This window comes from Nonomuraea sp. AD125B, assembly GCF_041402765.1.
GTDB lineage: Bacteria > Actinomycetota > Actinomycetes > Streptosporangiales > Streptosporangiaceae > Nonomuraea > Nonomuraea bangladeshensis.
The window spans coordinates 1-24,370 of sequence record NZ_JBGLOU010000010.1 but is presented as its reverse complement, the minus strand read 5'-3'; the positions used below and the strand labels follow the sequence as shown (position 1 = coordinate 24,370).

25 protein-coding genes are annotated in these 24,370 nt (G+C 75.2%); 17 read left to right on the top strand and 8 right to left on the bottom strand.

The features are described from left to right. Nucleotides 1-61 precede the first annotated feature (61 nt). Nucleotides 62-1,246 (top strand): MFS transporter, encoded by a 1,185-nt coding sequence (locus tag ACBR40_RS25740; protein WP_371250395.1) that lies wholly within the window; start codon nucleotides 62-64, stop codon nucleotides 1,244-1,246. A gap of 54 nt (nucleotides 1,247-1,300) precedes the next feature. Continuing rightward, entirely contained in the window at nucleotides 1,301-1,663 is a 363-nt protein-coding gene (locus ACBR40_RS25735) for an anti-sigma factor antagonist (RefSeq protein WP_344206315.1), read from the top strand. A 1-nt stretch (nucleotide 1,664) separates the two neighbouring features. Here ACBR40_RS25735 and corA read toward each other — a convergent pair whose 3' ends face one another. After that, entirely contained in the window at nucleotides 1,665-2,666 is a 1,002-nt protein-coding gene (corA, locus tag ACBR40_RS25730; RefSeq protein WP_344206313.1) for a magnesium/cobalt transporter CorA, read from the bottom strand. Nucleotides 2,667-2,687: 21 nt separating this feature from the next. After that, nucleotides 2,688-4,982 carry a WD40 repeat domain-containing protein gene (locus tag ACBR40_RS25725; RefSeq protein ID WP_371250394.1) on the bottom strand — a complete coding sequence of 765 codons (2,295 nt, stop codon included), beginning with the start codon at nucleotides 4,980-4,982 and terminating at the stop codon, nucleotides 2,688-2,690. Between the two features lie 208 nt (nucleotides 4,983-5,190). On the opposite strand from ACBR40_RS25725, the gene ACBR40_RS25720 reads away from it, so the two are divergent. The 4 genes from ACBR40_RS25720 (at nucleotide 5,191) to ACBR40_RS25705 (ending at nucleotide 7,962) form a co-directional block, all read left to right on the top strand. Continuing rightward, nucleotides 5,191-5,682: a hypothetical protein gene (locus tag ACBR40_RS25720; protein WP_371250393.1), complete on the top strand. Its 492-nt coding sequence runs from the start codon at nucleotides 5,191-5,193 to the stop codon at nucleotides 5,680-5,682. 36 nt (nucleotides 5,683-5,718) lie between these two features. After that, on the top strand, nucleotides 5,719-6,132 hold the full coding sequence (locus ACBR40_RS25715) for a hypothetical protein (RefSeq protein ID WP_344206308.1): 414 nt from the start codon (nucleotides 5,719-5,721) through the stop codon (nucleotides 6,130-6,132). 70 nt (nucleotides 6,133-6,202) lie between these two features. After that, nucleotides 6,203-7,057 (top strand): aldo/keto reductase, encoded by an 855-nt coding sequence (locus ACBR40_RS25710; RefSeq protein WP_371250392.1) that lies wholly within the window; start codon nucleotides 6,203-6,205, stop codon nucleotides 7,055-7,057. 68 nt (nucleotides 7,058-7,125) lie between these two features. Next, nucleotides 7,126-7,962, top strand: a complete 837-nt coding sequence (locus ACBR40_RS25705; RefSeq protein WP_371250391.1) for a hypothetical protein — start codon at nucleotides 7,126-7,128, stop codon at nucleotides 7,960-7,962. On the opposite strand, the gene ACBR40_RS25700 is transcribed toward ACBR40_RS25705, so the two are convergent. Together ACBR40_RS25700 and ACBR40_RS25695 are read right to left on the bottom strand one after the other, a co-directional pair. Continuing rightward, nucleotides 7,952-8,410, bottom strand: coding sequence for a hypothetical protein (locus ACBR40_RS25700; protein WP_364455975.1), 459 nt, complete (start codon nucleotides 8,408-8,410; stop codon nucleotides 7,952-7,954). The genes ACBR40_RS25705 and ACBR40_RS25700 overlap by 11 nt on opposite strands. A 100-nt stretch (nucleotides 8,411-8,510) precedes the next feature. Continuing rightward, nucleotides 8,511-8,951: an SRPBCC family protein gene (locus ACBR40_RS25695; RefSeq protein ID WP_344206303.1), complete on the bottom strand. Its 441-nt coding sequence runs from the start codon at nucleotides 8,949-8,951 to the stop codon at nucleotides 8,511-8,513. A 178-nt stretch (nucleotides 8,952-9,129) separates the two neighbouring features. On the opposite strand from ACBR40_RS25695, the gene ACBR40_RS25690 reads away from it, so the two are divergent. Further along, nucleotides 9,130-10,824: a hypothetical protein gene (locus tag ACBR40_RS25690; protein ID WP_371250390.1), complete on the top strand. Its 1,695-nt coding sequence runs from the start codon at nucleotides 9,130-9,132 to the stop codon at nucleotides 10,822-10,824. Between the two features lie 15 nt (nucleotides 10,825-10,839). Here the strand turns inward: ACBR40_RS25690 and ACBR40_RS25685 are convergent, their stop codons facing one another. Then, on the bottom strand, nucleotides 10,840-12,102 hold the full coding sequence (locus ACBR40_RS25685) for an NAD(P)/FAD-dependent oxidoreductase (protein ID WP_371250389.1): 1,263 nt from the start codon (nucleotides 12,100-12,102) through the stop codon (nucleotides 10,840-10,842). A gap of 28 nt (nucleotides 12,103-12,130) precedes the next feature. Further along, nucleotides 12,131-13,012, bottom strand: a complete 882-nt coding sequence (locus ACBR40_RS25680; protein WP_371250388.1) for an MBL fold metallo-hydrolase — start codon at nucleotides 13,010-13,012, stop codon at nucleotides 12,131-12,133. Between the two features lie 60 nt (nucleotides 13,013-13,072). Here ACBR40_RS25680 and ACBR40_RS25675 point away from each other — a divergent pair, with 60 nt between their 5' ends. Further along, entirely contained in the window at nucleotides 13,073-13,645 is a 573-nt protein-coding gene (locus ACBR40_RS25675) for a TetR/AcrR family transcriptional regulator (protein ID WP_344206297.1), read from the top strand. 2 nt (nucleotides 13,646-13,647) lie between these two features. Next, the gene (locus ACBR40_RS25670; protein WP_371250387.1) at nucleotides 13,648-15,381 is read left to right on the top strand and encodes an SDR family oxidoreductase; all 1,734 of its coding nucleotides are present in this window, start codon (nucleotides 13,648-13,650) and stop codon (nucleotides 15,379-15,381) included. Between the two features lie 82 nt (nucleotides 15,382-15,463). On the opposite strand, the gene ACBR40_RS25665 is transcribed toward ACBR40_RS25670, so the two are convergent. Continuing rightward, complete coding sequence (locus ACBR40_RS25665) at nucleotides 15,464-15,931, bottom strand: hypothetical protein (RefSeq protein WP_371250386.1); 468 nt, start codon at nucleotides 15,929-15,931, stop codon at nucleotides 15,464-15,466. 217 nt (nucleotides 15,932-16,148) lie between these two features. Between ACBR40_RS25665 and ACBR40_RS25660 the strand changes: the two genes are divergently transcribed. Together ACBR40_RS25660 and ACBR40_RS25655 are read left to right on the top strand one after the other, a co-directional pair. Beyond that, nucleotides 16,149-16,940 carry a DUF1206 domain-containing protein gene (locus ACBR40_RS25660; RefSeq protein WP_344206292.1) on the top strand — a complete coding sequence of 264 codons (792 nt, stop codon included), beginning with the start codon at nucleotides 16,149-16,151 and terminating at the stop codon, nucleotides 16,938-16,940. A gap of 143 nt (nucleotides 16,941-17,083) precedes the next feature. After that, nucleotides 17,084-17,572, top strand: coding sequence for a hypothetical protein (locus ACBR40_RS25655; RefSeq protein ID WP_364455993.1), 489 nt, complete (start codon nucleotides 17,084-17,086; stop codon nucleotides 17,570-17,572). Between the two features lie 64 nt (nucleotides 17,573-17,636). On the opposite strand, the gene ACBR40_RS25650 is transcribed toward ACBR40_RS25655, so the two are convergent. After that, a complete protein-coding gene (locus ACBR40_RS25650; RefSeq protein WP_371250385.1) occupies nucleotides 17,637-18,113 on the bottom strand; it encodes a MarR family winged helix-turn-helix transcriptional regulator in 477 nt (158 codons plus the stop codon). 76 nt (nucleotides 18,114-18,189) lie between these two features. Between ACBR40_RS25650 and ACBR40_RS25645 the strand changes: the two genes are divergently transcribed. The 6 genes from ACBR40_RS25645 to ACBR40_RS25620 all read left to right on the top strand — a co-directional run. Further along, complete coding sequence (locus tag ACBR40_RS25645; protein ID WP_371250384.1) at nucleotides 18,190-20,319, top strand: MMPL family transporter; 2,130 nt, start codon at nucleotides 18,190-18,192, stop codon at nucleotides 20,317-20,319. A 47-nt stretch (nucleotides 20,320-20,366) separates the two neighbouring features. Beyond that, nucleotides 20,367-21,050, top strand: a complete 684-nt coding sequence (locus ACBR40_RS25640) for a transglutaminase domain-containing protein (protein WP_371250383.1) — start codon at nucleotides 20,367-20,369, stop codon at nucleotides 21,048-21,050. Between the two features lie 9 nt (nucleotides 21,051-21,059). Next, complete coding sequence (locus tag ACBR40_RS25635) at nucleotides 21,060-22,025, top strand: helix-turn-helix domain-containing protein (protein WP_344206284.1); 966 nt, start codon at nucleotides 21,060-21,062, stop codon at nucleotides 22,023-22,025. Between the two features lie 124 nt (nucleotides 22,026-22,149). Next, complete coding sequence (locus ACBR40_RS25630; protein ID WP_344206282.1) at nucleotides 22,150-22,299, top strand: putative ATP-grasp target RiPP; 150 nt, start codon at nucleotides 22,150-22,152, stop codon at nucleotides 22,297-22,299. Between the two features lie 102 nt (nucleotides 22,300-22,401). Then, complete coding sequence (locus ACBR40_RS25625) at nucleotides 22,402-23,403, top strand: hypothetical protein (RefSeq protein WP_371250382.1); 1,002 nt, start codon at nucleotides 22,402-22,404, stop codon at nucleotides 23,401-23,403. Next, the coding region (locus ACBR40_RS25620; protein WP_371250381.1) for a TIGR04500 family putative peptide maturation system protein at nucleotides 23,400-24,370 on the top strand (971 nt) is incomplete at its 3' end. The genes ACBR40_RS25625 and ACBR40_RS25620, both read left to right, overlap by 4 nt.

Genomic DNA, 24,370 nt, shown 5'->3' with positions numbered 1-24,370 from the left:
TTCATTCGTACGCCGATGCCCACGCCTGCCCCCCGGAGAGCCCTCGTTGATGGACCTTGCCATGCGCCGGCGCAGGCACGCCCTGTTCCTGCTGTTCTTCCTGCCGGGCGTCGCGATGGCCTCGTGGGTGACCCGTACCCCCGACATCCGCGACCGGCTGGAGGCGTCCACCGCGCAGATGGGCTGGATCCTGTTCGGCCTGTCGCTGGGCTCCATGATCGGCATCCTGCTCTCCGGGCGCCTCACCTCCCGGTACGGCACGAGGCCCGTCATCGTCACCGGCTCCCTGGCGATCATCGCGAGCCTGGCCGTCATCAGCGCCGGCGTCCTCCTGGCGTCCGTGCCGCTGGTCACGGCCGGCCTGGCCGCGTTCGGCGCGGGCATCGGCGCCGGTGACGTCGCCGCGAACGTGGACGCCACCGACGTCGAACGCGCCACCGGCGTCACGACGATGCCCGCCCTGCACGGCTGCTTCAGCCTCGGCACCGTCGTCGGCGCCTGCGCGGGCATCGCGGCCACCGCCTCCCGCCTCCCCGTCCACTGGCACCTGGCCGCCGTCACCCTGATCTCGCTCGCGATCTTCCTGTACGCCGCCCGCTCCGTCCCCGCGGGCACCGGAGTCGGGACGCCCGGCGAGGCCGGGGAGTCCGGCCCGCGGCCGGCGGTGTGGAAGGACGGCAGGCTGCTGCTGATCGGCGCCATCGTGCTGGCCATGGCGCTCGCCGAGGGCGCGGCCAACGACTGGCTGCCGCTGCTCATGGTGGACGGGCACGGACTCGGCACCGCGGCCGGGTCCCTCGTCTACGCCGGGTTCGCGGCCGCCATGACCGCCGGCCGGTTCGGCGGCGCGTACTTCCTCGGCCGGTTCGGCCGCACGACGGTCATCCGCGCCAGCGCCGTCTCGGGGGCGCTCGGCCTGCTCCTGGTGATCTTCTCCGACAGCGCCCTGCTGGCCGGGGCGGCCGTGCTGCTCTGGGGGCTCGGCGCGGCGCTGGGCTTCCCCGTCGCGCTGTCGGCCGCCGGGGAGAGCGGGCCCGACGAGACCGCCCGCGTCAGCCTGGTGGCCGTCATCGGCTACATCGCCTTCCTCGTCGGCCCGCCCGGCCTCGGCTTCCTCGGCGAGCACTGGGGGCTGCGCACGGCCATGCTCGTGGTGCTCGCCTTCGTCGTCTCCGCCGTCGTCCTCGCTCCCGCCGTGGACACCAGCAGCCGGCGTCCGTCGCCGGGTGACCTGCCTGTTCGGTAACGATCGCCCCGACCCCTGATGCCGGGCGGGACCGCGACCACTACGATGACAGCCATGATCGCGCAGGACGGTGAGAGCGACCGGCCGAGGAGCCTCACCCTGACCTCCAGGGTCGTCGACGACATCACCGTGATCACCGTCGACGGGCTGCTCGACGCCACCACGCGCGAGGAGTTCGCGGAGTTCCTCTCCCAGGCCGGCCCTTCGCTGATCCTCGACCTGGCCGGGGTGACGTTCATGGACTCGCGCGCCCTGGGGCTGATCGTGCACCGCTGGCAGACGGCGCTCTCCTCCGGCGGCGGGTTCGCGCTCATCGGCGTCGACTACGCCCGCGCCCGGGTGATCTGGATCACCGGCCTCGCCGACCGCCTGCCGCTCCACGGCAGCCTGGAGGAGGCGCTGGCCGCCCTCGCCTGACTCACAGCCAGCCGCTCCTGCGCAGCAGCCGGAACACCACGAGCACCGCCACCGCCATCGTGCCCAGGCACAGCGGGTAGCCGTACGCCCAGTGCAGCTCGGGCATGTGGTCGAAGTTCATGCCGTACACACCGGCGATCAGCGTGGGGACGGCGATGAGGGCGGCCCAGGAGGAGATCTTGCGCATGTCGGCGTTCTGCTGCATGGCGACCTTGTTCTGCTCGCTGCCGACCAGCGCCAGGTGGGCGCTGAGCGCGCTGGACAGCAGCTCGTTGTGCTCGTCCACCTTGCCGTCCACCCGCAGCAGGTGGTCCAGGACGTCGCGGAACAGCTCCCGGTTGCTCGCGCACAGCTCCACCCGGCCCTTGACGATCTCCTCCAGGACCGGGATGAGGGGGTCCTGGGCGGTACGGAACTCCAGCACCTCGCGCTTGAGCGAGTAGATGTCCTCGGTCACGTCGGACTGCTCGCCGCTGAACACGCGCCGCTCCAGCGCGATGAGGTCGTGCTCGACCTCGTACGAGACCAAGGAGTAGGTGTCGACGACCGCGTCGCAGATCGCGTACATGACGCCCGCCGGGCCCGCGGCCAGCAGGTCGGGGTCCGACTCCACGCGCCGGCGCACCCCCTTCAGCGGGTTGGCGCCGCCGTGGCGGACGGAGATGACGAAGTCGTGGCCGAGGAACAGGTTGATCTCGCCGACCTCGATGTCGGAGGTCTCCTCGACGTACAGCAGCGTCTTGAGCACCACGAACAGGGTGTCGTCGTAGCGTTCGAGCTTGGGCCGCTGATGGGCCTTGATGGCGTCCTCCACCGCCAGCGGGTGCAGCCTCACCTCGCTGCTGATCAGGTCGAACTCCTCCTGCGTGGGCTCGTGCAGGCCGATCCACAGGAAGCTGCCGCCCCGGGCGCGGGCGGCGCTCCAGGCGTCGCTGATGTCGCCGGTGATGGTCTCGCGCGTGCCGTCGCGGTAGATCGCCTTGTCCACAATCACAGCGAGCATTCTCGCGCGAACCGCCCCGGGTCAGGGGCAGAGGTCCCGCCGGTAGGGGCGGCCGGGGACGCGGGCCGACCATTCGGCGGGCGTGAGGGTGCGGGCCGCCTGCGCGCAGGCCGTGGTGACGGGGTCGGCGGCGAGGGCGGCGGTGTCCCACCGCCACAGGGCGTAGGAGTCGCCGCGCACGTCGGCGCGGTCGGCGGCGGCGGCCAGCAGGGCGCGCCCGTCCGGGGTGAAGGCCAGCGCGGCCACCGCGCCCCGGTGCCCGGCGAGCGGCGGGCCGATCGGGCGGCCGGTGGGCGCGTCCCAGAGCCGGACCGTACGGTCGGCGCCGCCGGTGGCGAGGACGGTCCCGTCCGGCGCGAAGGCCACGGCGTCCACCGGTCCCGCGTGACCGGCGAGAAGCAGGCCGCGCCCGGTTCCCACGTCCCAGAGCCGCGCCGTGCGGTCCGCGCCCCCGGAGACCAGCGTGGGCGGGGTGGAAGGCGCGAAGGCCAGGGCGGTGACGACGCCCGTGTGGCCGGTGAGCTCGGCTCTGCGGCGGCCGGTGGCCACGTCCCACACCAGGACGGGGCCGGCCGGCGTGCCCACCGCGAGCAGCGCGCCGTCGGCGCTGAACGCCGCCGCGACCGGCTCGCCCTCCCCCGCCAGCGTCCGCCCCGGCGCGCTTCCGTCCAGGGTCCAGACGCGTGCCTCGCTGCCGGAGACCGCGGTGGCGAGGAGCCGGCCGTCGGGGCTGAAGGCGAGCGGCCGTCCCCTGACGGGCGGCGCGCCGGCGGGCCCGCCGCGGATCGTGACGTCCCTGCCGTGAGCGGGGTCGTCGAGGCCGGAGGCGGCCAGCGTCCGGCCGTCGCGGCTCAGGGCGAGGGCGTCGACGGGGGTGTCCTTACGGATCGCCAACAGCCCGCCGGGCAGGGGCCCGCCCGGCGCGTCCCAGGACCGTACGGACCCGGTGTTCCAGGACCAGAGCCGGCCGGGGCCCGGGCGGGTGGCGTCGTACGGCTGGACCACCAGCCGCGTCCCGTCGGCGCTCAGCACCGCGCGGGCGCCGGGCCCGGACACGGGCCGGTCGGCGGGGACGGGGCCGGGCAGGGTGAGGAGGCGGGCGCGGGCGCGCGGGAGGCGCCACAGCCGTACGGTGGCGTCCGCGCTCGCGCTGGCCAGCGTGGCGCCGTCCGGGCTGAACGCGACGGCCGTCACCGCGCCGGAGTGGCCGGTCAGGGGGTCGCCGAGCGGCGCGCCGGTGGCGGCGTCCCAGAGGCGGACCGTGCGGTCCCCGGAGGCGGTGGCCAGGATCGCGCCGTCCGGGCTGAAGGCGACCGCGGTGACGGGGCCCGCGTGCCCGGTCAGGTGCCGGGCGGCGGGACGGCGGGTGGCGACGTCCCAGAGCTGGGCCTGCTCGCCGCCGGTGCTCGCGGCGAGCAGCCGGCCGTCGGGGCTGAACGCGAGCGCGGCGGCCTCATCCACTGCTTCATCCGTGGCCGGCAGCGGGTCGCCGGTCAGCAGGCCGGACGCGGCGTCGAAGAGGCGGACGGGGCCGCCGAAGTAGGCGACGGCCAGCAGCGTCCCGTCCGGGCTGAACGCGACCGGCCCCGGTGTGCCCTCCAGCGTGCGCAGGGCGGCGACGGGCGCGGCGGCGGCCGGGTCCCAGAGCCTGGACTCCTCGAAGCGCGTCCGGGTGGTGGCGAGGAGCGCGCCGTCCGGACGGTACGCGGCCCAGGAACGCGACGACTTCCTGGTCTCGCCGCCGATGCGGCGGGCGCGGGTGGCGGTGTCGAAGAAGTGCACCCGCCCCCAGGTGTCGGCCACGGCCAGCTCGCGGCCGTCGGGGCGGTAGGCGAGCGCCGTTCCGCTCGCGCCGTCGTCGCCGGGGATCGGCCAGGTCACGGGGGCGAGGCTCCTGGCGTCCCAGACGCGCAGCAGGTCGTCGCGGCCGGATGCGGCGACGTACGCGCCGTCCGGGCTGAACGTCACGGCGTCCACGTCGGACGGGAAGCCGCGCAGCACCGCCAGCTCGGGCCGGGCCGCGGCGGCGCGGACGGCGGCGCGCGTCCACGGCGACGGCGGCACGATCCTGGCGGCGGCGACGGCGAGCAGCCGGGCGGTCCGAGGGTCGGTCACGGCCAGGCTCGCGCTCTCGGCCATGAGCGCCCGGCTGAGCGCGGCGTCCCGTGCGGCTTCGGCCCGCTCACGCTCGCCCGTGGCGGTCGTGGCCCGTACGAGCAGACCGGCCGTCAGCACCACCAGGACGGCGACCGCCACGCCCAGCACGACGACCTGACGACGGCGGCGGTCCTGTTCCGTGAGCGGGACGCGGGCCATCGCGGACCTCCACCACGCGCCGACGGGAGCCACCCGCCACGGTAGACCAGCCCATCGGAACGCTCCACCCCTCTTAGCCGGACATGGCACCACATGCACTGTTAGCCGGAATCAAGGCGTTCGCAGGCGATTGCTACGGGTCGGCAAGCGGGTTGAAATCGGTCCCGCGCATGCTGTGGTCACCGCCTCCCCAGGAAGGACGCTCCCCATGACCGCCACCCGCGCCCTCGCCGCCCTCGCCGTCACCGCCACCTCCGCAGCCCTCCTGATGACCCCGGCCGCCGCCCAGGCCGCCACCACGCAGCCCACCGCCGCCCAGTCGGCTCCCGTCACCTGGGGCCCGTACTACGCGCCCGGCAAGGCGGCCAAGGCCGCCGGCAAGCTGACCGCCACCGGCGAGGACCACGCCGACCTGCCCACCGCCGACGTCGTCACGATCTCGGGCACGATCCAGGACTCCACGAAGTCCGCCTCCTGCGGCTGGGCCGTCTTCCGCGTCACCTACCGCTCCGGCAGCAACCTGCCGAACAGGAACCACTGGGTGCGCGACTGCTCCTACCGCACGCCGAAGCACTTCTCCGTCAAGCACCACGACGTCTACCAGGTCGAGCTCAAGGTCTGCACCGAGGCCAAGGCCGCCAAGCCGTCGCTGAACTGCCTGTACGCCGGCACCTGGAAGACCCTCTACCTGTCCAAGTGAGGCGTGGGACGGCCACCTCCGGGTAGCCGCAGGAACGTGAATCACGACGGAGAGACACGGCGCTTCGCCTTCGCCTTCGAGGACCGCTACCGGCCGCTGCTGCGCCTGCTGGGCATCAGACCGGACACCTGCGAGCTGACGCTGAGCGCGGACGTGCTGCGGGTCCGGTTCGGGCCGTGGGTGGTGCTGTCGCCGCGCGCGAACGTGGCCGGCGCGGAGCTGTCGGGGCCGTACTCGGCGATCAAGGCGATCGGGCCGCACCTGTCGCTCGCGGACGGCGGCCTCACCTTCGGCAGCAACACCCGGCTGGGGGTGTGCATCCGCTTCCGCCGGTCGGTGTCGGGCAGCGAACCGCTCGGCGTGCTGCGCCACCCCGCGCTGACGGTCACCGTCGAGGAGCCCGCCAAGCTCCTCGACGAACTGCGGGCCACCCAACGGGCCGCCCAATAGACCGCCGCGTGGGCGCCGGGCTTGACCTGGAGCGCGCTCCAGCGGACAGGGTGGTCCCATGCACAACGCCATGAGGACCCGTACCCTCGGAAACCGGCAGGTCGGAGCCATCGGGCTCGGCGCCATGCCGATGTCGGTGGCCGGTCACATGCCGGACGAGGACCAGTCGATCCGTACCATCCACGCGGCCCTGGACGCCGGTGTCACGCTCATCGACACGGCGGACGCCTATACGCCCTCCCACACCGACGTGGGCCACAACGAGCGGCTGGTCGCCCGCGCCCTGTCCCTGTGGCCGGGCGACGCCGCCGCCGTGCTCGTCGCGACCAAGGGCGGCCACACCCGGACGCCCGGCGGGTGGGACGTGGACGGCAGCCCCTCCTATCTCAAGCGGGCCTGCGACCGCTCGCTGAAGGCCCTCGGCGTGGACGCCATCGGCCTCTACCAGCACCACCGGCCCGACCCGAGGGTGCCGTACGAGGAGACGATCGGCGCGCTGAAGGACCTGCACGACGCCGGCAAGATCCAGTTCGCCGGGATCTCGAACGCCGACCCCGCGCAGATCAGGCTCGCCCACGCCATCCTCGGCGACCTGCTGGTGAGCGTGCAGAACGAGTTCTCGCCGCGCTTCCGCTCCAGCGAGCCCGAGATCGACGTGTGCGCCGAGCTCGGCATCGCCTTCCTGCCCTGGTCGCCGCTGGGCGGGATCGGACGCACCGGGGAGCTGAGCGGCCACCCCGCCTTCCACGCGATCGCCGGCGAGCGCGGCGTCTCGCCGCAGCAGGTCTGCCTCGCCTGGGAGCTGGCCCGCAGTCCGGTCGTCATCCCGATCCCGGGGGCGAGCCGCCCGGAGACCATTCTCGACTCGGTCGCGGCGGCGGAGCTGGAGCTCACGGAGGAGGAGCTGGCCCGGCTCAGCGCTTGATCGACTTCGCGCCGGACCGCCGATAGGGTGAGCGCCCGACCTCCGCTCACCCCCCTCGGAAGTGTCCCGTGCCGTCTCGCCGCTCCGCCCTGCCCGCCCTGATCGTGACGGGCGTCTACGTCGCCGCGGTGGCGGTGGCCGTCGTCGTCGCGACGGCCACCGGCGACCTGGCGCCGCTGTGGCGGCTGACGATCATGCGGGATCCCGACGCCGGCGAGACGGGCTCGGACGTGCCGATCGCCGCCCTGACCGCCGTCCCCTGGGCCTGGGCGCTGTGGCAGGTCCTGCGCGGTCCCCTGGAGACGGCGCCCCGCGACGAGGAGGAGCCGAGGGTCCGGCGGGCGCGGTTCTCCCTGTACGCCGCCGCGGCCACCACGCTGCTGCTCCACCCGATCCCGACGCCGTGGCCGGGGTGGGCGGAGGTGATCAGCGCGCTGTCGATGTGGGCGGTCGTCGTGCTGATCCACCCGGTGCTGGTCCGCCCGGTGCTGCGGCCCCGGCTCAAGGGGGCGGAGCTGATCAGGAGCGCGGGCGCGCTGGGGTTCGGGGGCACGACGGTCGTCGCGCTGCTGGACCTGACCGGCCTGCCCGACATCGGCCTGCTCTACCTGGTGATCGCGGTGGCGACCCTGGCCTGGACGGTGCTGGTGCTGCGGGCGCAGCGCGACGACGACGGCCGCTGGCGTCCCGGCACGGTCGCGTACGGCATCGCCGCCCTGGTGACGCCGTGGCTCGGGCTGCTGGTGCCGGCCGTCCTCGCGATGTCGGGCACGCCGGTCGAGTCGGGCTGGACCCTCATCGGCGGCGTCGGGGCGCTCGCCGGGGCGCTGCAGGTGGTCTGGCTGGCCCGCTCCGGCCACGACCTGGCGGCGCCCGTCTCCCGGCCGGTCCCCGTCACAGGATGACCCGGCCGACGAGCTCGCCGCCGTCGGCCCGGACCGCCAGGCAGTACGCGGTCCGGTAACGGGGCCAGTCCGCCTCCTCCGGCACCAGCGCGGCCACGGTGAGCTCCGCCCTGCGCTCGGGCACGTACCGCATCCTGGGCGCGCATCCCTCGCGGGCGAGGAGGTCCACCGCCTTCTCGCCCGGCCATGGCTGGTCGGGCACCACGTACGTGGTGGCGTACTCCGCCGCGTGCGGCTCCGAGCAGGACACGAGCGTCACGACGAAGCTCTCGGGCATCGGCGCGAGGCAGTCGCCGGGCCGCAGTTCGGAGGCGTGCAGCTGCTCCACGCCCGGCTGCGCCGCCCCCGCGGGCGCGGGGACGGCCGAGGGCGGGGGCGCGGGCGCGGCGGCGCAGCCCGCGAGCACACCCGCCAGGAAGGCGGCCACGGTCAGGTGACGGGGGGTCATGCGCCGGATCGTGGCAGGCGCACATCACGAGTTGATCGCCGTCGCGGCTCGGTCGGGCGGCCGTCGGCGCACCGCAGCCCCCGGCGGCTGTGCGCCGGGTTCAGAGGGCGGGCGCGCGCTCGGCGAGGATGCCGGCGCGGGCGAGCTGCACCCCGCGGGCCGTACGGGCGGCGTAACCGAGCAGGGGGCCGAAGGCGGCCCGCAGCCGCAGCTCGTCGGTCACCTCGGTGCCGCCGTCGCGGGCGGTCAGGCCGAACCGGTACGTCATCCGGATCCCGCCGGGGCTGTCCACCTCGCCCTCGACGGCGTCCTCGGTGGGCCGCAGCGTGACCTTGATGAGGTTGTCGTAACGCAGGAAGCCGAGGAAGCGGAAGCGCTCGACGCTGACATAGTGGATCAGACCGGCCTCGCGCCGCACGTCGCGCACCTCGACCACCAGCGGCGACAGGCCGATGTAGCTGGCCGGTTCGCTCAGATGGGCCCGTACCGCGTCGGGCGGGGCGGGAACGTGGAACGTGTTGCGCAGCAGGGTTTCGGGCACCGCTCACCTCGGCTCGGGGGAAGAGGTTCCCAGCTTGGCGGGGTCGCCGCTCCCTGTCCAGACGGCCGCGCCGGACCGGTGGACGAATTTCGGCAACCTGCCCATGCGCGGAAAGAACGGCCGTTACCCTGCTGTCGCGGTGCGCAATCCCCCCGTCACCGAAGGTGAGGAGCAGCCTGTGCGACGGTCCGTCAGAGACAGCAGGAGCCTCGCGCGGCCGTACCGCGACCTGGTGTGGCTCGCCTACCTGGTCCTGCCGCCGTCCGCCGGTGAGGAGCGCAGGCTGGTGCTCGCACACCGGCTCGCCGCCGCCGCGCTGGCCCGCCATCGCGGGCGCGACCAGGCGCGGCTGCGCCGGACAGTGCTGCGGCGGGCGCTGCGGGCCCGGATCCTGCCCTGGTCCGGGCGGCTCGCGCGGCTGGAGGTGGTGCCCGCCACCACCCGGGGCGCCGACGCGGCCGTCACCGAGGAGCTGATGGCGCTGCGGCCGGGGGCGCGGGCGGCGTACGCGCTGCTGCGGCTGGAGGGGCGGCCCGCCGGCGAGGTGGCGACGATCCTGGCCGGGGCGCGGGTGGCCGATCCCGGCGGCGCGCTGGCGGAGGTCGCGGCGCTGGAGGGGCGGTTCGGCGACGGCGCGGCGGCGATGTTCCGTCCCTCGTCCGACCCGACGCTCGCCCGCTGCTACGGCCGGCTGCCCGGCGGCCGGCCGCGGGCCCGGCTGGTCGCCGGCGCGGTCACGGCGGCGCTGGCGGCGGCGGTCACGGTGGCGGTCACGGTGGCGGTGGTGTTCGGCACGCCCGAGGTCGTCGCCGTCGGCGCGGCCGGCGAGCCGCCCGTCCCCGCGGCCGTGTCGGCCGCGCCGGGCGCCTGGCGGCGCGGCACCGAGCTGGACCTGTCCACGTGGGAGCCGCGCGGCGCGCTCACCCGCGACGCCGCGCTCGTCGGCCGCGCCCTGCGCGCCTGGGGGCGGCGCACCGGGCAGCTCCTGTACGCCGGGCGCGTGGACGGCGCGGCCGTGGTGCTGGCGCGCGACGGCGAGCAGGTCGCCCGCTACACCGAGGCGGGCGGGCCGGGCAGGCTGGAGGTGTTCCCCGCGCCGCGCGCCAGGCCCGGCGGCGCTCCCCCGCTCACGCTGCGCGTCACGGCGGCGGGCAGCCGTTACCTGGTGCCGCCGTGGGTGCGCGAGCTGTCGGCCGCGCCGCTGGCCGGCCGGTCCCCGGTGTGGCGTCCGGTCGGGATCGAGGGCGGGGTGACCGCGCCGGTGACTGTGCCGGTGCCGGCGGCGGGCGGGCGGTGTCTGCGGGGGCCGGTGCTGCGGCTGCGGGCGCCGGAGATCGCGCCCGGACTGCCGTACACGATGCTCGATCTCGGCGGGATCTCCCCCGCCGAGGCCCGCTACCGGCCGCCGCAGGGCGGCCCGCTGGACGGGTTCGGCGTCTGGAAGGGGCTCGGCTGCGCGGCCGAGTGGCCGGCCGGCGGCGCCGAGGTGGCGGCGGCGTGGGAGTTCTGGCGCGGCGCGCTGCCCGAGGGGGCGCGCGGGCGCTGGATCTGCCTGCGGCTGGCCGACGCCAGGGGCGGGAGCGTGGTGCGGGGCGTGCTGTTCAGCACCTCTCGCGGGCGTACGTCCGCCCTGCGCACCGGGGGCCGGAGCGGCACCTGGGACTGCAGCCGGCTCCGGCGCGACGTGGTGGCCGGCGCGTGGTGGCGGGCGCCCTCCGGCCGGCACTACTACGTCGCGGCCGGGAGCCGCGGGGTCGCGCGGATCACGCTGGACGGGCGGACGACGCCGGGCCCGTACGCGGTGACGCGCGCCCGCGTCGCCGCCCTGTCGGCGGCGAGCGAGCCGGGCGAGGAGGTCGCCGTCCTCCGCTGACGGCAACGGCCGTGCTCAGTGCTGACGCGCGGCCGGCGCGCGGCGGGGCGCCGGTGCGTGGAGGGCGGACAGCACGGCCTGGGCCGCGCGCCGCCCCGAGACGAGGGCGCCCTGCTGGGAGCCGGTGTCGCGGTGGTCGCCGCAGACGTACACGCCGTTGGGCAGCCGGACGGGGCTGCGCAGCGGGTGCGGCGGCGGCATCGCGGGCAGCGCCTCCGGCACCTGGTACGTGGCCAGGTGCTCCCAGGACGAGGTGTCGCCGTAGATCTCGGTCAGCCGTTCGCGCACCGGCCTTTCGTCGCCGGTGACGCCGAGGACGGACGTGGAGATCAGCGCCCGCCCGTCGGCCGCGTACGTGGGCGCGGCGTCGGTGAGCACGATCGTGTCGGTGATCGCGCCGGTGGCGTCGATGACCTGGACGGGCTCTTTCAGCGGCGAGCGCGGCGCGACGTGGTAGAAGGTGGTGACCGGGCGCATCCGCGGGGTCTCGATCCCCGGCAGCAGCCGGCCGGCCGCGCCGGGATCGGCGGCCACCACCACCGCCGCGCCGTCGTACGTGCCGCCGCTCTCGATCACGACCCCGCCGGAGGCGACGCGGGTGACGCGGGCGCCGAGGGTGACGGTCCCCGGCGGCAGCCGGTCGGCGAGCTGGCGCGGGATCTCGCCCATGCCGAACGCGGGCACGCCGGTCCTGCCGCGCGCGAAGGAGCGCCAGAGCAGGTGGAAGACCCGGCTGGAGGTCTCCAGGCCGCGTTCGAGCAGCACGCCGGCGAGGAACGGGCGCAGCAGGCCGTCGATCATCGCGTCGGACATCCCCCAGGCGTACAGCTCCTCCAGGGTGGTCCGGTCGTGGCCGCGGCGCAGCCGGGAGGCGGGAAAGGTCATGTCACGGGCGGTGATCGCGGCCAGCACGGCCTTGTCGCGCGGGGTGCCGATCCCCGACAGCAGCCCGCTGAACGCGTGCCGGGGATGGCGCCACGGCAGCATCACCCGGGAGCGGACGCCCGCGCCGCAGACGAGCAGTCCCGAGGCGAACGCCCGTATGTCCAGGGCCGAGAGGTCGAGGACGCGGCGCGCCTCGGGGTAGCCGGTGAGCAGCACCTGGAAGCCGCGGTCGAGCCGGAACCCGTCCACGACGTCGGTCCGCACCCGGCCGCCGACGCCGTCGGACGCCTCCAGGACCCGTACCGGGACGCCGGCCTCGTGCAGGTGGACGGCGCAGGCCAGGCCCGCGAGGCCGGCGCCGACGACGATGACGGGCGCTTGTCGTTCGCTCATGGGCTCCGCCTACCCGTGAGCCTCCGGATCAGGCCGCGACGACGGTGGGGCGCCAGCGGAACGCGTCGCCGTGCCGCTCGATCCGGCCGAGGCCGGGGAAGGGCAGGTGGTAGGCGTGCACGAGCAGGTTCTCTGCGGCGGCCAGGGCGAGGAGGCGGCGGCGGCTGCGTACGGATCGGGCGGCGTTCCAGTCCCAGGGGGTGCGCCAGGACGGGTGGCTCAGCTGGAGCGGGTCGTAGAAGGTGTCGCCGAGGCAGAGCAGCCGCTCGCCGCGCGAACGCACCAGGTAGGCGGTGTGCCCGGGCGTGTGCCCGGCGGCCTCGACGGTGTGGAGGCCGGGCAGGATCTCGGCGTCGTACGTGAACGTCCGCAGCCGCTCGCCGAGGACGCGGATGGCCTCGCGCGCCGGCCCCCGCTGCTCGGGGAGCGCGCTCTCGGCGGCCGAGGACCAGAAGGCGAGCTCGGCGGCGTGCACGTGCCCGACGGCGCCGGGGTAGGCGGGCTCGCCGGGCCAGACGGCCCCGCGTACGTGGTCCTCGTGCAGGTGGGTGAGGACGACGGCGGCCGGTTCCGGCAGCCCGGCCGCGCGCAGCCCGTCGGGGAGCCTGCCGACGAGGGGCCGGAAGTAGGGGCCGTAGCCGAGGAAGTCCTTGCCGAGGCCGGTGTCGATCACCGCGAGGCCGTCCGGGGTCTCGACGCAGAGGCAGTTGTAGCCGCAGGTGAGCGTACGCCTGCCGAGGCCCTCCGCGGCGACGGCGGCGGCCAGTTCGGGCTCGGGCACGCCGCTGCCGGGGGTGAAGAACGACGACAGCTCGGGCTCCAGGGGCGGTCCCGGCTGGCCGTCGCTGATCACCGTGCAGGCGAGGTCGCCGACGTGGAAGCGGTGGATGAGCAGGCCGTCGTCGCGCACGTCCGCATTCTGCCCTGTTTCCGTTTCGCAAAAATATATAGACCGGTCTATTATGTCGCCATGACCGAGCAGACCAAGGGCGGCCGGACGAGCGCCCGGCTGGTGGAGTCGATGCTGGAGCTCATCCAGGCACGCGGCTACAGCGGCACCGGCCTCGCCACCGTGACCGAGCACGCCCGCGCCCCCAAGGGGTCGCTGTACTTCCACTTCCCCGAGGGCAAGGAGGCCCTGGGCGAGAAGGCGATCGAGCTGGCCGCCGAGCGGTTCCGCGCCCTGCTGGCCGACGCGCCCGGCGGGCCGCCCGGCGAGGTCGTCGGACAGGTCGTCGAGGTGCTGGCCGGGATGCTCGCCGACAGCGACTTCCAGCTCGGCTGCCCCGTGTCGGTGGTCGCCCTGGAAATGGGCGGGCAGAGCGAACGGCTGCGCGAGGCGTGCGCGCGGGCCTTCGACTCCTGGATCGAGCCGGTCGCCGCCCACCTCGCGGCGCACGGCCGCTCCCCCGCCGAGGCGAGGACGCTGGCCACCGCCGTAGTGAGCACGGTCGAGGGCGCGATGATCGTCTCCCGGGCCCAGCGGTCGGTGGAGCCGATGCGCTGCGCCGCGCACGCCCTCACCGTGCTGCTGGCGGCCTGAGCATGGGCGAGCGGCATGCCCTGGTGTTCGGGGCGGCGGGGTACGTCGGGCGCTCCCTGGTCCTGGAGCTGGGCCGGGCCGGCGCGCGGGTGAGCGTGGCCACCCGGAGTCAGGAGTCGTACGAGCGGCTGGCCCGGTGGCTGGCCGAGCGCGGGCACGACCCGGCGCCGGCCCGCGTACGCGCGGACTTCGCGGCCCCGTCGCTGCTGGCGGACGGGAGCTGGGACGACGTCACGGAGATCTACAACTGCGCCGGGGCCTACCGGTTCGGGATGACGGCCGAGCAGGCCCGCCAGGCCAACGTGGACAGCGTGCGGGCGATCGTCGCCTTCGCGGCGCGGCTGCCCCGGCTGCGGCGGCTGGTCCACGTGTCCGGCTACCGGGTGGGCGGGCAGGACCCGGGGGCGTGGAACGAGGAACGGCGGCGGGCGGCGTACGCGGCGCTCGGCGCGTACGAGGCGTCCAAGGCCGAGGCGGACGCCGTCCTGCAATCGGAGGCGGACGAGCTGGGCGTGCCCTGGTCGATCGTCAACCCGTCCAGCGTGATCGGCGAGGCCGGCCAGTACCTCGGGCTCGCGGCGAGCGTCGCCGACATCTGGCGGGGGCGGCTGGCCGCGCTGCCCGGGAACGGGCGGACGTTCGTGCCCGTGGTCGAGGCCGGTCACCTCGCGCGGTTCATGGTCCTGCTGCCGGAGGATCCGGGGGCGGCGCGGCGGGCGTACTGGGTGCTGGACGAGCGCACACCCGCCCTTCCCGACCTGCTCACGCTCGTCGCCCGCCACTACGAGGTGCCCGCGCCCCGGCTGCGGGTGCCGGTGGCGCTGATCAGGCGGCTGCCTCCGCGCCTCACCAGGACCGATCCCGAGACGCTGACGTTCCTGTCGGAGGAGCGCTATCCCACGGGGCCGGCGGACGAGTTCGCCGCCCGGCACGGGCTCGACCGGCCGGACACCGCCGGCGCGATCCGCCGGTGGGCCGACGAGCTGGCGGCGCATCGGTTCGGGGAGGCGCCGGAGGACGGGCGGCGGCGGTTCACGACGGTGGGCGGGGTGCGGACGTTCGAGCTCGGCCCGGCGGGCGCGCCGGCCGTGGTGCTGCCCGGCCTGCCGGTCAACGCCGACACGTGGGCGGGGGTGGCGGCCGCGCTGGGGGACGTACGGGTCGCCGACCTGCCGGGGCTCGGGCTGAGCGGCGGCGGGCCCGGCGACTGGGGGTCGTGGGTGGCCGCGCTGGTGTCCGGGGGCGTGGACCACGTGGTGGCCCACTCGATCGGCGCGGCGGCGGCGGCGCTGGAGGCAGGGGTCTCACCGGGTCGGCTCACGCTGGTCGCGCCGTTCTTCCTGCAGCGGCGTACGGCGTCGTGGGCGCCCGCCACCCGCCTGTACCTGAAGCAGGCGGGCCCCGGGACACTGGCCCGGCGCCTCACGGGGGACCCCGCGCACGCGGACGCCCTCCGGACCAGCGCCGCCGACCTACGCCGTCCCGGCGTCGCGTCCCGCGTCGCCCACGCCCTGGCGGCGGCCGGCAACCGCCGATGGCGCGCCGACCTGCGAGAGCGGCTGCGCGAGTACGAGGGGCGGCTGCACGTCGTCATCGGCGACCGCGACCCGCTCACCCCGGAGGGACGGCAACTCCTGGACGCCCTCCCCCGAGCCACCGTCACCGTCATCCCGGGCGCGGGCCACCACCCGCAGCTCACCCATCCGAAGGAGCTCGCCCACGCCATCGGAGGGTGACGGCCGGACCGGAGGCGGGCGTCCGCCGCGCCAGGCGAACGCGCGTCAGTGGTGAGCGTCCCTCGCTCTGGGCGGACCCGGGTCAGGGGTGGGCGTCCGCCTGTTCCAGGCGGACGAATGTGGCGCCCGCTGAGACGGCGCGTGCGCCGAGGACGTGGCCGTCGCACATCCGCGTCTCCGCGCCGGCGCCGTCGATGACCTTCCAGGTCACCGGCTCCTCGCACGGGCGGCCGAAGCGGTCGTGGGGCCACTCGCGGCGGCAGACCCGGCAGGTGGAGATGCCCGCGCGGGTGGAGAGCGTGTTGCCGTGCTCCGGGCAGACGCCCCACGGCATGCCGCACGGCCGGGCCTGGAGCGCGGCGAGGTCGCCGGCCGCGCGCCCCAGGTCGTCGGCGCCGGCCGACAGCCGCTCGACGGCCTGCCAGGCCGCCCCGAGGTGGTCGCGCTCGGGCGTCCCTGCGGGAGCGCTCAGGCAGAGCTCGCGCACCTCGGCGGCGAGCGCGTCGGCGCGGCTCGCGAGGGCGCGCAGCTGCGCGGGGGTCACGGTCATGCGGGCTCCCCTCCCGACGACGGAACGGCTCTGCGGACGCGGTCCCGACGTCGGGACGGCGCTCCGGACGCAGATCCTACGTCCGCGGGGCCGTGCCCGTGCGCCGTTCACGATCATGCCCTTCCACGCCCCCGCCGGGCGTCCTGACCTGGAAAACGCCTAGGCGCCCCGTTACGGGGAACTTCGTTGGTCTTCCAACGCATGACCGGAGGATTGTATGAGCGAGACGGAGACCCTGGCGCGACGGGCGACCGACAGCCCGGCCGTGGACAGGCTTGCGCGCGTCGGCCTGGTTTGCCGTGCGGTGCTGTACGCGCTGATCGGCGTGCTGGCGATCCAGATCGCCTTCGGCGGCAACGGTGGCCGCGAGGCCGACAAGAACGGCGCGATCAGCGAGGTGGCGTCGCTGCCGTTCGGCTCGGTCATTCTGTGGATCATGGTGGTGGGGTTCGCCGCCCTGATCGTCTGGCAGGTCGGTGAGGCCATCAAGGCCCGCAAAGTGAAGGACCGGGTCGAGGCGATCAGCCGGGTCGCGGTGTACGCGTTCATCTGCGTCGCGCTGCTGACCATGCTGCTGACCGGCGAGACGAACTCCGACGACGAGAAGTCCAGGGACATCACGGGCAAGCTGCTCGACCTTCCCGGCGGCCCGCTCCTGGTCGGCGCGGTCGGGCTCGGCATCATCGCGCTGGGCGTCTACTGGATGCACTACGGCTTCAAGAAGAAGTTCCGCGAGAACCTCAAGCCGATGCCGGCGAAGGCGAGCGCCATGATGGACCGGCTCGGCCTGGCCGGCTACCTGGCCCGCGGGCTGATCGCGGCCGGCGCCGGCGTGTTCGTCATCCAGGCGGCCGTCACCCACGACGCCGACAAGGCGGGCGGCATCGACGCCACGCTCAGGGCGTTCGCCGACACCCCGGTCGGCCCGTGGCTGCTCGTGGTGGTGGCGCTGGGCCTGCTGCTGTTCGGCGTGTACTGCCTGGGCGAGGCCCGCTGGCGCCGTACCTGACCGGAACGCCAGGATCGGGTGTCCCGCGGGCGGAGCTCCCCCGCGGGACACCGTGCTGTACGGGACCGGCCGCGCCGCTAAGTTGATCGTTTTCGCACGTGCGCTTGATCCACTGTTGAGGCCGCAGGCCGTAGGTTCCGAACATGCGTGCAGACATCACCTGGACGGACACGGCCGCCCCCTGGGGCGCCGCCGGGATCTCGGCGGCGGGCATCCCGGTGGCGGCCGTCGTGGCGCTGGCCGTGTGCACGGCGGCGACGTTCGCGATCGGCTGGCGGACCAGAGTGCACGCGGTGCGCCAGGAGCACGCCCGCCGGGCGATCCAGGACCTCATCGCCGCCGTCGGCGACCTGCGCGCCGACCTCCAGGCGGCCGGCACGAGCGCCGAACGCGGCCTCGCCGTCGCCCGCTGGCGCTCGCGGTGGATGCTCGGCGCCGCCCTGCTCGACCTCGTGGACCCCGGCTACGCCGAGATGGTGCGGGTCAAGGGCCGCCGCCTGTACGCCGACCTCATGGCCGCGGGGAAGGACGCCCCGCCGCGCGGGCTGCCGCGTACGAACATCGTCAGGGAGCTGGCCGCCCACCGCGCCCGCCGCATCCGCCCGACGGCCCGCCCGCTGGTCCCCCGGTAATCCGGCGCCCCGGAACGCAACCGTTCCCGCCCCCGCACCCGAAGAAGAGAGCAGCAGGACAGGGTCAGCGGGAGCGGGGCGCCGAGCGCAGCACGGCGAGCTCCTCGTTCATGGCGTCGAGGAAGGCGGCCACGGTGCGGAGCTCGTCGGGACCGAAGCGGGCCAGCGCGTTGCCGGTGCTGCGCCCCAGCGGCCGGAAGAACGCGGCGGCGAACTCCTGCGCGGTGGCGAGGTAGTGCAGGTGGACCACGCGGCGGTCGTGCGCGTCGCGCACCCGGCGGATGTGCCCGGCCCGCTCCAGCCGGTCGAGGCAGGCCGTGACGGCGCCGGAGGTGAGGTTGAGCTCGTCGCGCAGCCGGCTCGGGGTGATCGGCGTCGGCGCGTCGTAGATCATGATGAGCGCCTGGACGTCGGTCGTGTGCAGCCCGTGCTCGTTGGCGAACTCGTGGGCGATGCGGTTGAACTCGGCCGTCATGCGGCGCAGCCGCGCCGCGAACGCCTGGAGCCCGAGATCCCCGCCCCCTGCGGTGTCGCCGTTCATGCGCCCATGCTACATTAACTCAATAATTGAGAGACTCAGTGATTGAGTTATCGGTCGTGACGGAGAGGTGATCACGATGGCGCGGCGGCATGTCCGCTGGCTCGTCCCGGCGCTGCTGGTGCTGGTATGGCTGGCGGTGGGCGGCGGCCTCGGGCCGTTCGCCGGCAAGCTCGGCGAGGTGTCCACGAACGACCAGGCCGCCTTCCTCCCCCAGAGCGCGGAGTCCACGCGGGTGCTGGAGGAGCAGGAGAAGTTCCGGCAGGGCGAGGCGCAGCCGGTCATCGTGGTGTGGACGGCCGACGGGGGCGAGGCCGCCCTCACCGAGGCGCAGCAGGCCGCCGCCACCCGGGCGATCGCCGCGCTGAAGGGCGCGCGGGACGTCGCCGGCACGCCCTCCCCCGCCTTCCCCTCCGACGACGAGCGCGCCCTGCAGGGCGTCGTCCCGCTCAACCCCGAGCTCTCCGGCTCCGACCTCCGTGACGCCCTCGACCGGATCGGCGACGCGGTGGCCGTGGACGGGCTGCGGGCGCAGCTCGCCGGCCCCGCCGCCTCCCGCGCCGACCTGGCCGGCGCCTTCGCCGGCATCGACGGGCTGCTGCTCCTGGTGGCGCTGGTGACCGTGCTGGTCATCCTGCTCGCGGTGTACCGGAGCGTGCTGCTGCCGCTGGTCATCATCGTCGGCGCGGTCTTCGCGCTCGGCCTGGCCTGCGCCGTCGTGTACGTCCTGGCCGACCGCGACATCGTCCGCGTCGACGGCCAGGTCCAGGGCATCCTGTCCATCCTCGTGATCGGCGCGGCCACCGACTACGCGCTGCTGCTGACCGCCCGCTTCCGCGAGGAGCTGGCCGCCGGCCGCGACCGCTACGCCGCCGGCCGGGTGGCGCTGCGCCGCTCGGTCGAGCCGATCCTCGCCAGCGCCGCCACCGTGGCCCTGGGCCTGCTGGCGCTGCTGCTCAGCAACCTGACCAACAACAAGGCACTCGGCCCGGTCGGCGCGATCGGCATCGCCTGCGCCGCGCTGAGCGCCCTGACGTTCCTGCCCGCCGCCCTCGTCCTGCTGGGCCGGGCCGCCCTGTGGCCGGCCAGGCCGCGCTCGGCGGAGGCCGGGGCGAGCGGGATCTGGAGCCGCGTCGCCGGCTGGGTGGACCGCCGCCCGCGCCGGCTCTGGGTCGCCACCGTCCTGCCACTGGCCGCGCTCGCCCTGCTCGCACCGCAGCTGGAGGCGCGGGGCGTGCCCCTCGACGAGACCTTCGTCGGCGAGACCCCCTCGGTGGCCGCCCAGGCGACGCTCGGCGAGCACTTCCCCGGCGGCTCGGGCCAGCCGGCCGTCATCGTCGCCCCGGCAGAGCGGGTGGAGGACGTGGTGGCCGCGGCCGAGGCCGTCAGAGGCGTCTCGGAGGCGGCGGCGGTCAGCGCGGGCGGCCGGCCGGGCGGCGCCCCCACGGTCGTGGACGGCAAGGTGCTCGTCGAGGCCACGCTGCGCGACGCGCCGGACAGCGACGCCGCCCTCGACACGGTCGCCCGCCTGCGCGCCGCCCTCGACCGCGAGCAGGGCACCATCGTCGGCGGCTACACCGCGCAGCGCCTGGACACGACCGACACCGCGCGGGAGGACACGCTCATCATCGTCCCGGTGGTGCTGGTGATCATCCTGCTCATCCTGGTCCTCCTGCTGCGCTCGCTGGTGATGCCGCTGCTCCTGGTGGCCACGGTGGCGCTGAACTTCCTGGCCACGCTCGGCGTCTCGGCGCTGGTCTTCACGCACCTGTTCGGCTTCACCGGCAGCGACGCCTCCGTCCCGCTGTACGGGTTCGTCTTCCTGGTCGCGCTGGGCGTGGACTACAACATCTTCCTCATGTCCCGCGTACGCGAGGAGACCGGGCGGCACGGGCCGCGGGAGGGCGTGCTGCGCGGCCTGGTCACCACCGGCGGGGTGATCACCTCGGCGGGCGTGGTGCTGGCCGCCACGTTCGCCGCGCTGGTGGTGATCCCGCTGTCGTTCCTGGTGCAGATCGCGTTCATCGTGGCGTTCGGCGTGCTGCTCGACACCCTGGTGGTGCGGTCGCTGCTGGTCCCGGCGCTGGTGCGGGAGCTCGGCGGCCGGGCCTGGTGGCCGAGCCGCCTCGGCCGCCCGGCCGACGCCGGAGCCGGCGACCCGGCGAAGGTGCCCGCCCTGGCGCGCTCGGACGACGAGCGCCGTCCCTGAGACGCCGCCCTTCTCCAGGGGCGGGAGCGTCCCTATGCTCCCGTTCCATGAGCGACTTGTCGCCGTACCTGGCCGCCACGCCGATCCTCGACCACGGCCATCCGCGGGTGCTCGCGCTCGCCGCCGAGGCCCGCGCGGCCGGGGCGGCGGGACGTGACCTGCTGATCGCCGCGCACCGGCTCGTCGCCGCACGGGTGCGGCCCGTGTACGCCCTGGACGACGAGCAGCCGGCGTCCCGCACCCTGCTCCGCGCCCGGGGGTCGTGCAGCCAGCGCCTGGCGGTGCTGGAGGCCGTCTCCCGGGCCTGCGGCATCCCCACCCGCGTCAGGGGCCTGCTGGTGGACGGCCGTTTCTGGCACGCCCGCTTCCCCCTGCTGCGGCCGGTGGTCCCCGACCTGGTGGTGCTGGCCTGGCCGGAGTTCCGTACGGCGGACGGCTGGCTGCCGGTCTCGGAGCTCTACGGCGACCTGGACACGCTGCGGGAGGCCGCGCCGTTCACCAACACGGGCGCGGAGACGCTGTTCGACGCCGTGGCGCGCACCGCCGTCGACTGGGACGGCGGCGGCTGCGCGGCCTGCGACCTGTCCGGGCACGTACGCGCCGACCTCGGCCGGTTCGTCGCGCGGGACGTGCTGTTCCGGGAGCACGGGCAGACGGTGTGCCGGCCGGTCCGGGTCGCCGTGGACCCGGTCATGAGCCGTTACGCCGCTTCCGCCGGGAAAGCGAACTAGATTCGTCTCATGGACGTGCGCCGGGTCGCCGTCGTCGGCTACGACGGCGCCGAGCTGATCGACATCGCCTGCGTCACCACGAGCCTCGGCATGGTCAGCGAGTACGGCCGCGCCCGCGTCCCCTACCGCACCCAGCTGCTGACGCCGGGCGGCCACCCCATCAGCCTGCCCACCGGGCTGAGCCTGCAGGGCGGTCACCCGCTGGAGCGCGCCACCGGCCCGTTCGACACCGTGCTCGTCTCGGGCGGTCTCGGGCACGAGAAGGCCGCGGGCAACCCGCTGATCGTCGCCCACGTACGCCGGCTGGCGCGCGAGAGTCGCCGCATCGCCTCCATCTGCACCGGCGCGGGCATCCTGGCCGCCGCCGGCCTGCTGCACGGGCGGCGCGTCACCACCCACTGGCGCTACGCCGGCGAGCTGGCCGCCCGCCACCCCGAGGTGACCGTGGACGCCGACCCCATCTACATCCGGGACGGCAACCTCATCACCTCGGCCGGGGTGACCAGCGCGCTGGACCTGTCGATCGCGCTGATCGAGGAGGACCACGGCGCCGAGATGGCCCGGCTGATCGCCCGCCACCTGGTGATCTACCTGCAGCGCCCCGGCAACCAGGCGCAGATGAGCATCTTCACGGCCGCGCCGCCGCCCGGCAACGACGTGGTGCGCGGCGTGGTCGAGCACGTCCTCGCCTGCCTGGACGACGACCTGTCCGCCGCCGCGCTGGCCGCCCGCGCGGGGATCAGCGTCCGGCACCTGACCCGGCTGTTCCTCACCCATCTCGGCCGCACGCCCGCGCAGTACGTCAGGCACGCCCGCCTGGAGGCCGCCGCCCACCTGCTGGCCGGCACGTCCCTGCCGATGCCGGCCGTCGCGGCCCGCTGCGGCTTCGGCTCCGCCGAGACCCTCCGCCAGGCGTTCACCACCAGGTACGGCATCGCGCCCTCCCGCTACCGCCAGGTCCACGGCGGCCACTGAGAAGGGCCCGTAGTGGATCACAAGTCAGTCTCAAGTGCTCATCCCTAACGTTCGGGACGACCGGCGCTCATCGTGGGCGCCGGGAACCCGGAGGGCCGCGGTGACGCGGCCAGGAGAGTGAGTCATGTCGAAGATCACGATCGACGATCTGCCGTTCGAGGGGGCCGAGCTCTCGCAGGCCGAGCTGGGCGAGGTGGCCGGCGGCCGGCGCAAGGAGTGGACCGCCAGCGCCTGGACCCTCGACGACGTGCCCTACGAGTGGTGGCTGATCTGAGATCCGGCGAGAGCCGATAGCTGAACCGCGCGGTGGGACGGCGACGTCCCACCGCGCTCTTTCGTGAGGACGTTCTGGACGGGACCGGCAGTGATAATGATCATGAGCGCGCGCGGGGACGGCGCCGCCGAGAAGGTGCTGGGCGCGCTGCTGCGGCGCGGCGCCCGGCTGCTCGGCGACGACGGGCCCGGCGTACCCGTGCTCTGGTGGGACAACGGCGACTTCCCCGGCGCGAGCCGGATCACCGCGGAGCTCGCCGGCGACCGGCGGCGGCTGCTCCTCGACACCGGCGAGCACACCGTGGACCTGTCGGAGGTCACCGCGGTGTGGCGCAGCCGGCCGAGCGGGCCGCGCGCGGCCGCGGAGGTGAGCGAGGACAGCCACCGGGAGCACGCCCGGCTGCAGGCCGAGGTCATGCTCGACGGCGTGTGGAGCCTGCTCGGCGCCCGCTGGCTGCCCGGCACCCGCGCCGACGAGCTGCGCGCGCACAACAAGGTCTTCCACCTGGCGCGCGCCGCCGCGCTCGGCTTCACCGTGCCCGACACGATCTACACCAACGACCCGGCGCGGCTCGCGCCCGCGTACGAGGCCGCGGGCGGACGCCTGGTGGCCAAGCAGATCGCGGCCGAGCGGTTCAGGATCGACGGCGAGCCGCACCGGGCGTACACGACCGTGGTCGAGCGGCGGCACCTGACCTCGCGGCACCGGCTGCGGCACGAGCCCGTCATCCTGCAGCCGTACGTGGACAAGGCCGTCGAGCTGCGCGTCATCGTGGTCGGTGAGCGGGCGCTCGCGGCCGAGATCGACGTCTCCGCCTCCGCCACGGCCCGGGACGACTGGCGGCACTACGACAACGACCGCGTCCGGTACGGCCCGCACGAGCTGCCCGAGGACGTGGCGCGGCGCTGTGCCCGGCTGGTCGCCGACGTCGGCCTCACCTACGCCGCCCTGGACCTCATCGTCACGCCCGGCGGCGAGTACGTGTTCCTGGAGCTGAACTCCAACGGCGCGTGGGGGTTCGTCGAACTGTGGGCCGGGCTGCCGGTCAGCGACACGATCGCGGCCTGGTTGATGGATGGGCTGATGGATGGAGGGAAACCGTGACGGGAAGCGCGTTCGCGCAGGCCCTGGAGTCGGGGGTGGAGCTGCTGCGCTCGCTGCCGCGCCGCCGCTCCGCCGTGCCCGCCGCGCGGGCGGCCGCCCGCGACTGGGCGGCGCGGCATCCGGCGGTCGCGGCGCAGCTCGTCGTGGACGAGCGGCCGGGGACGCCGGTGGTGGACTACGACCTGCTCCTCGACCACCCCGGCGGCGGGACCGTGGCGGTGACCGCGCCCGCCGAGGACGGGGTGCCGTGGCTGGTCGACCACTCGACGCACTGGGCGGCCGGGCAGCTCGTCAGCGTGGACGGGGTGCACGTGTCGGTGTCGCAGGCGCTGACCATGCTGCGGACGCTGTCGAGGGGCGACGCCTCGCCGTACCAGGAGATCGTGGACCAGTGCCTGCTGGCGGCGGCCCTGGACGAGGCCGGCGGCGACGACGCGCCCGTGAGCGCGGCGGACCTGCAGGCGACGGCGGACGCGTTCCGCCGGGGGCGCGGGCTGCACGACCGGGCGGCCACGCTGGCCTGGATGGCGGCGGCGGGCATGTCGGGCGAGCAGTTCGAGTCCTACCTCGCCGGGATCGCCCGGCGGCGGCGCTTCCGCGCGGACAAGGAGGCCGAGCTGGCCCCGCGGCACCTGGCCGCGCACCGGGCGGACTTCGCGCGGGTGCGGGCCGTCTGGGTGACCGGGCCGGCGCAGGTCGTCGCGGCCGATGCCGGCGAACTGGCCGGCGCGGCAACGGCGCACGAGGAGGCGGTGGTGACGGTGGGCGCCCGCTGGGAGCACGAGCTTCCCGAGGCGCTGCGCGGCGCGGCCCCCGGCGACGTGGTGGGACCGGTGCCCCTGGCTTCCAGGGAGTTCCTGACCGGGGCCGTGCTGTCCAGGACCGCCGCGGGCGACGACCCGGAGACGCTGGCGGCGGCCGGGCGGGCGGCGTTCGGGCGGTGGCTGGCGGAGCGGCGCGCGGCCGC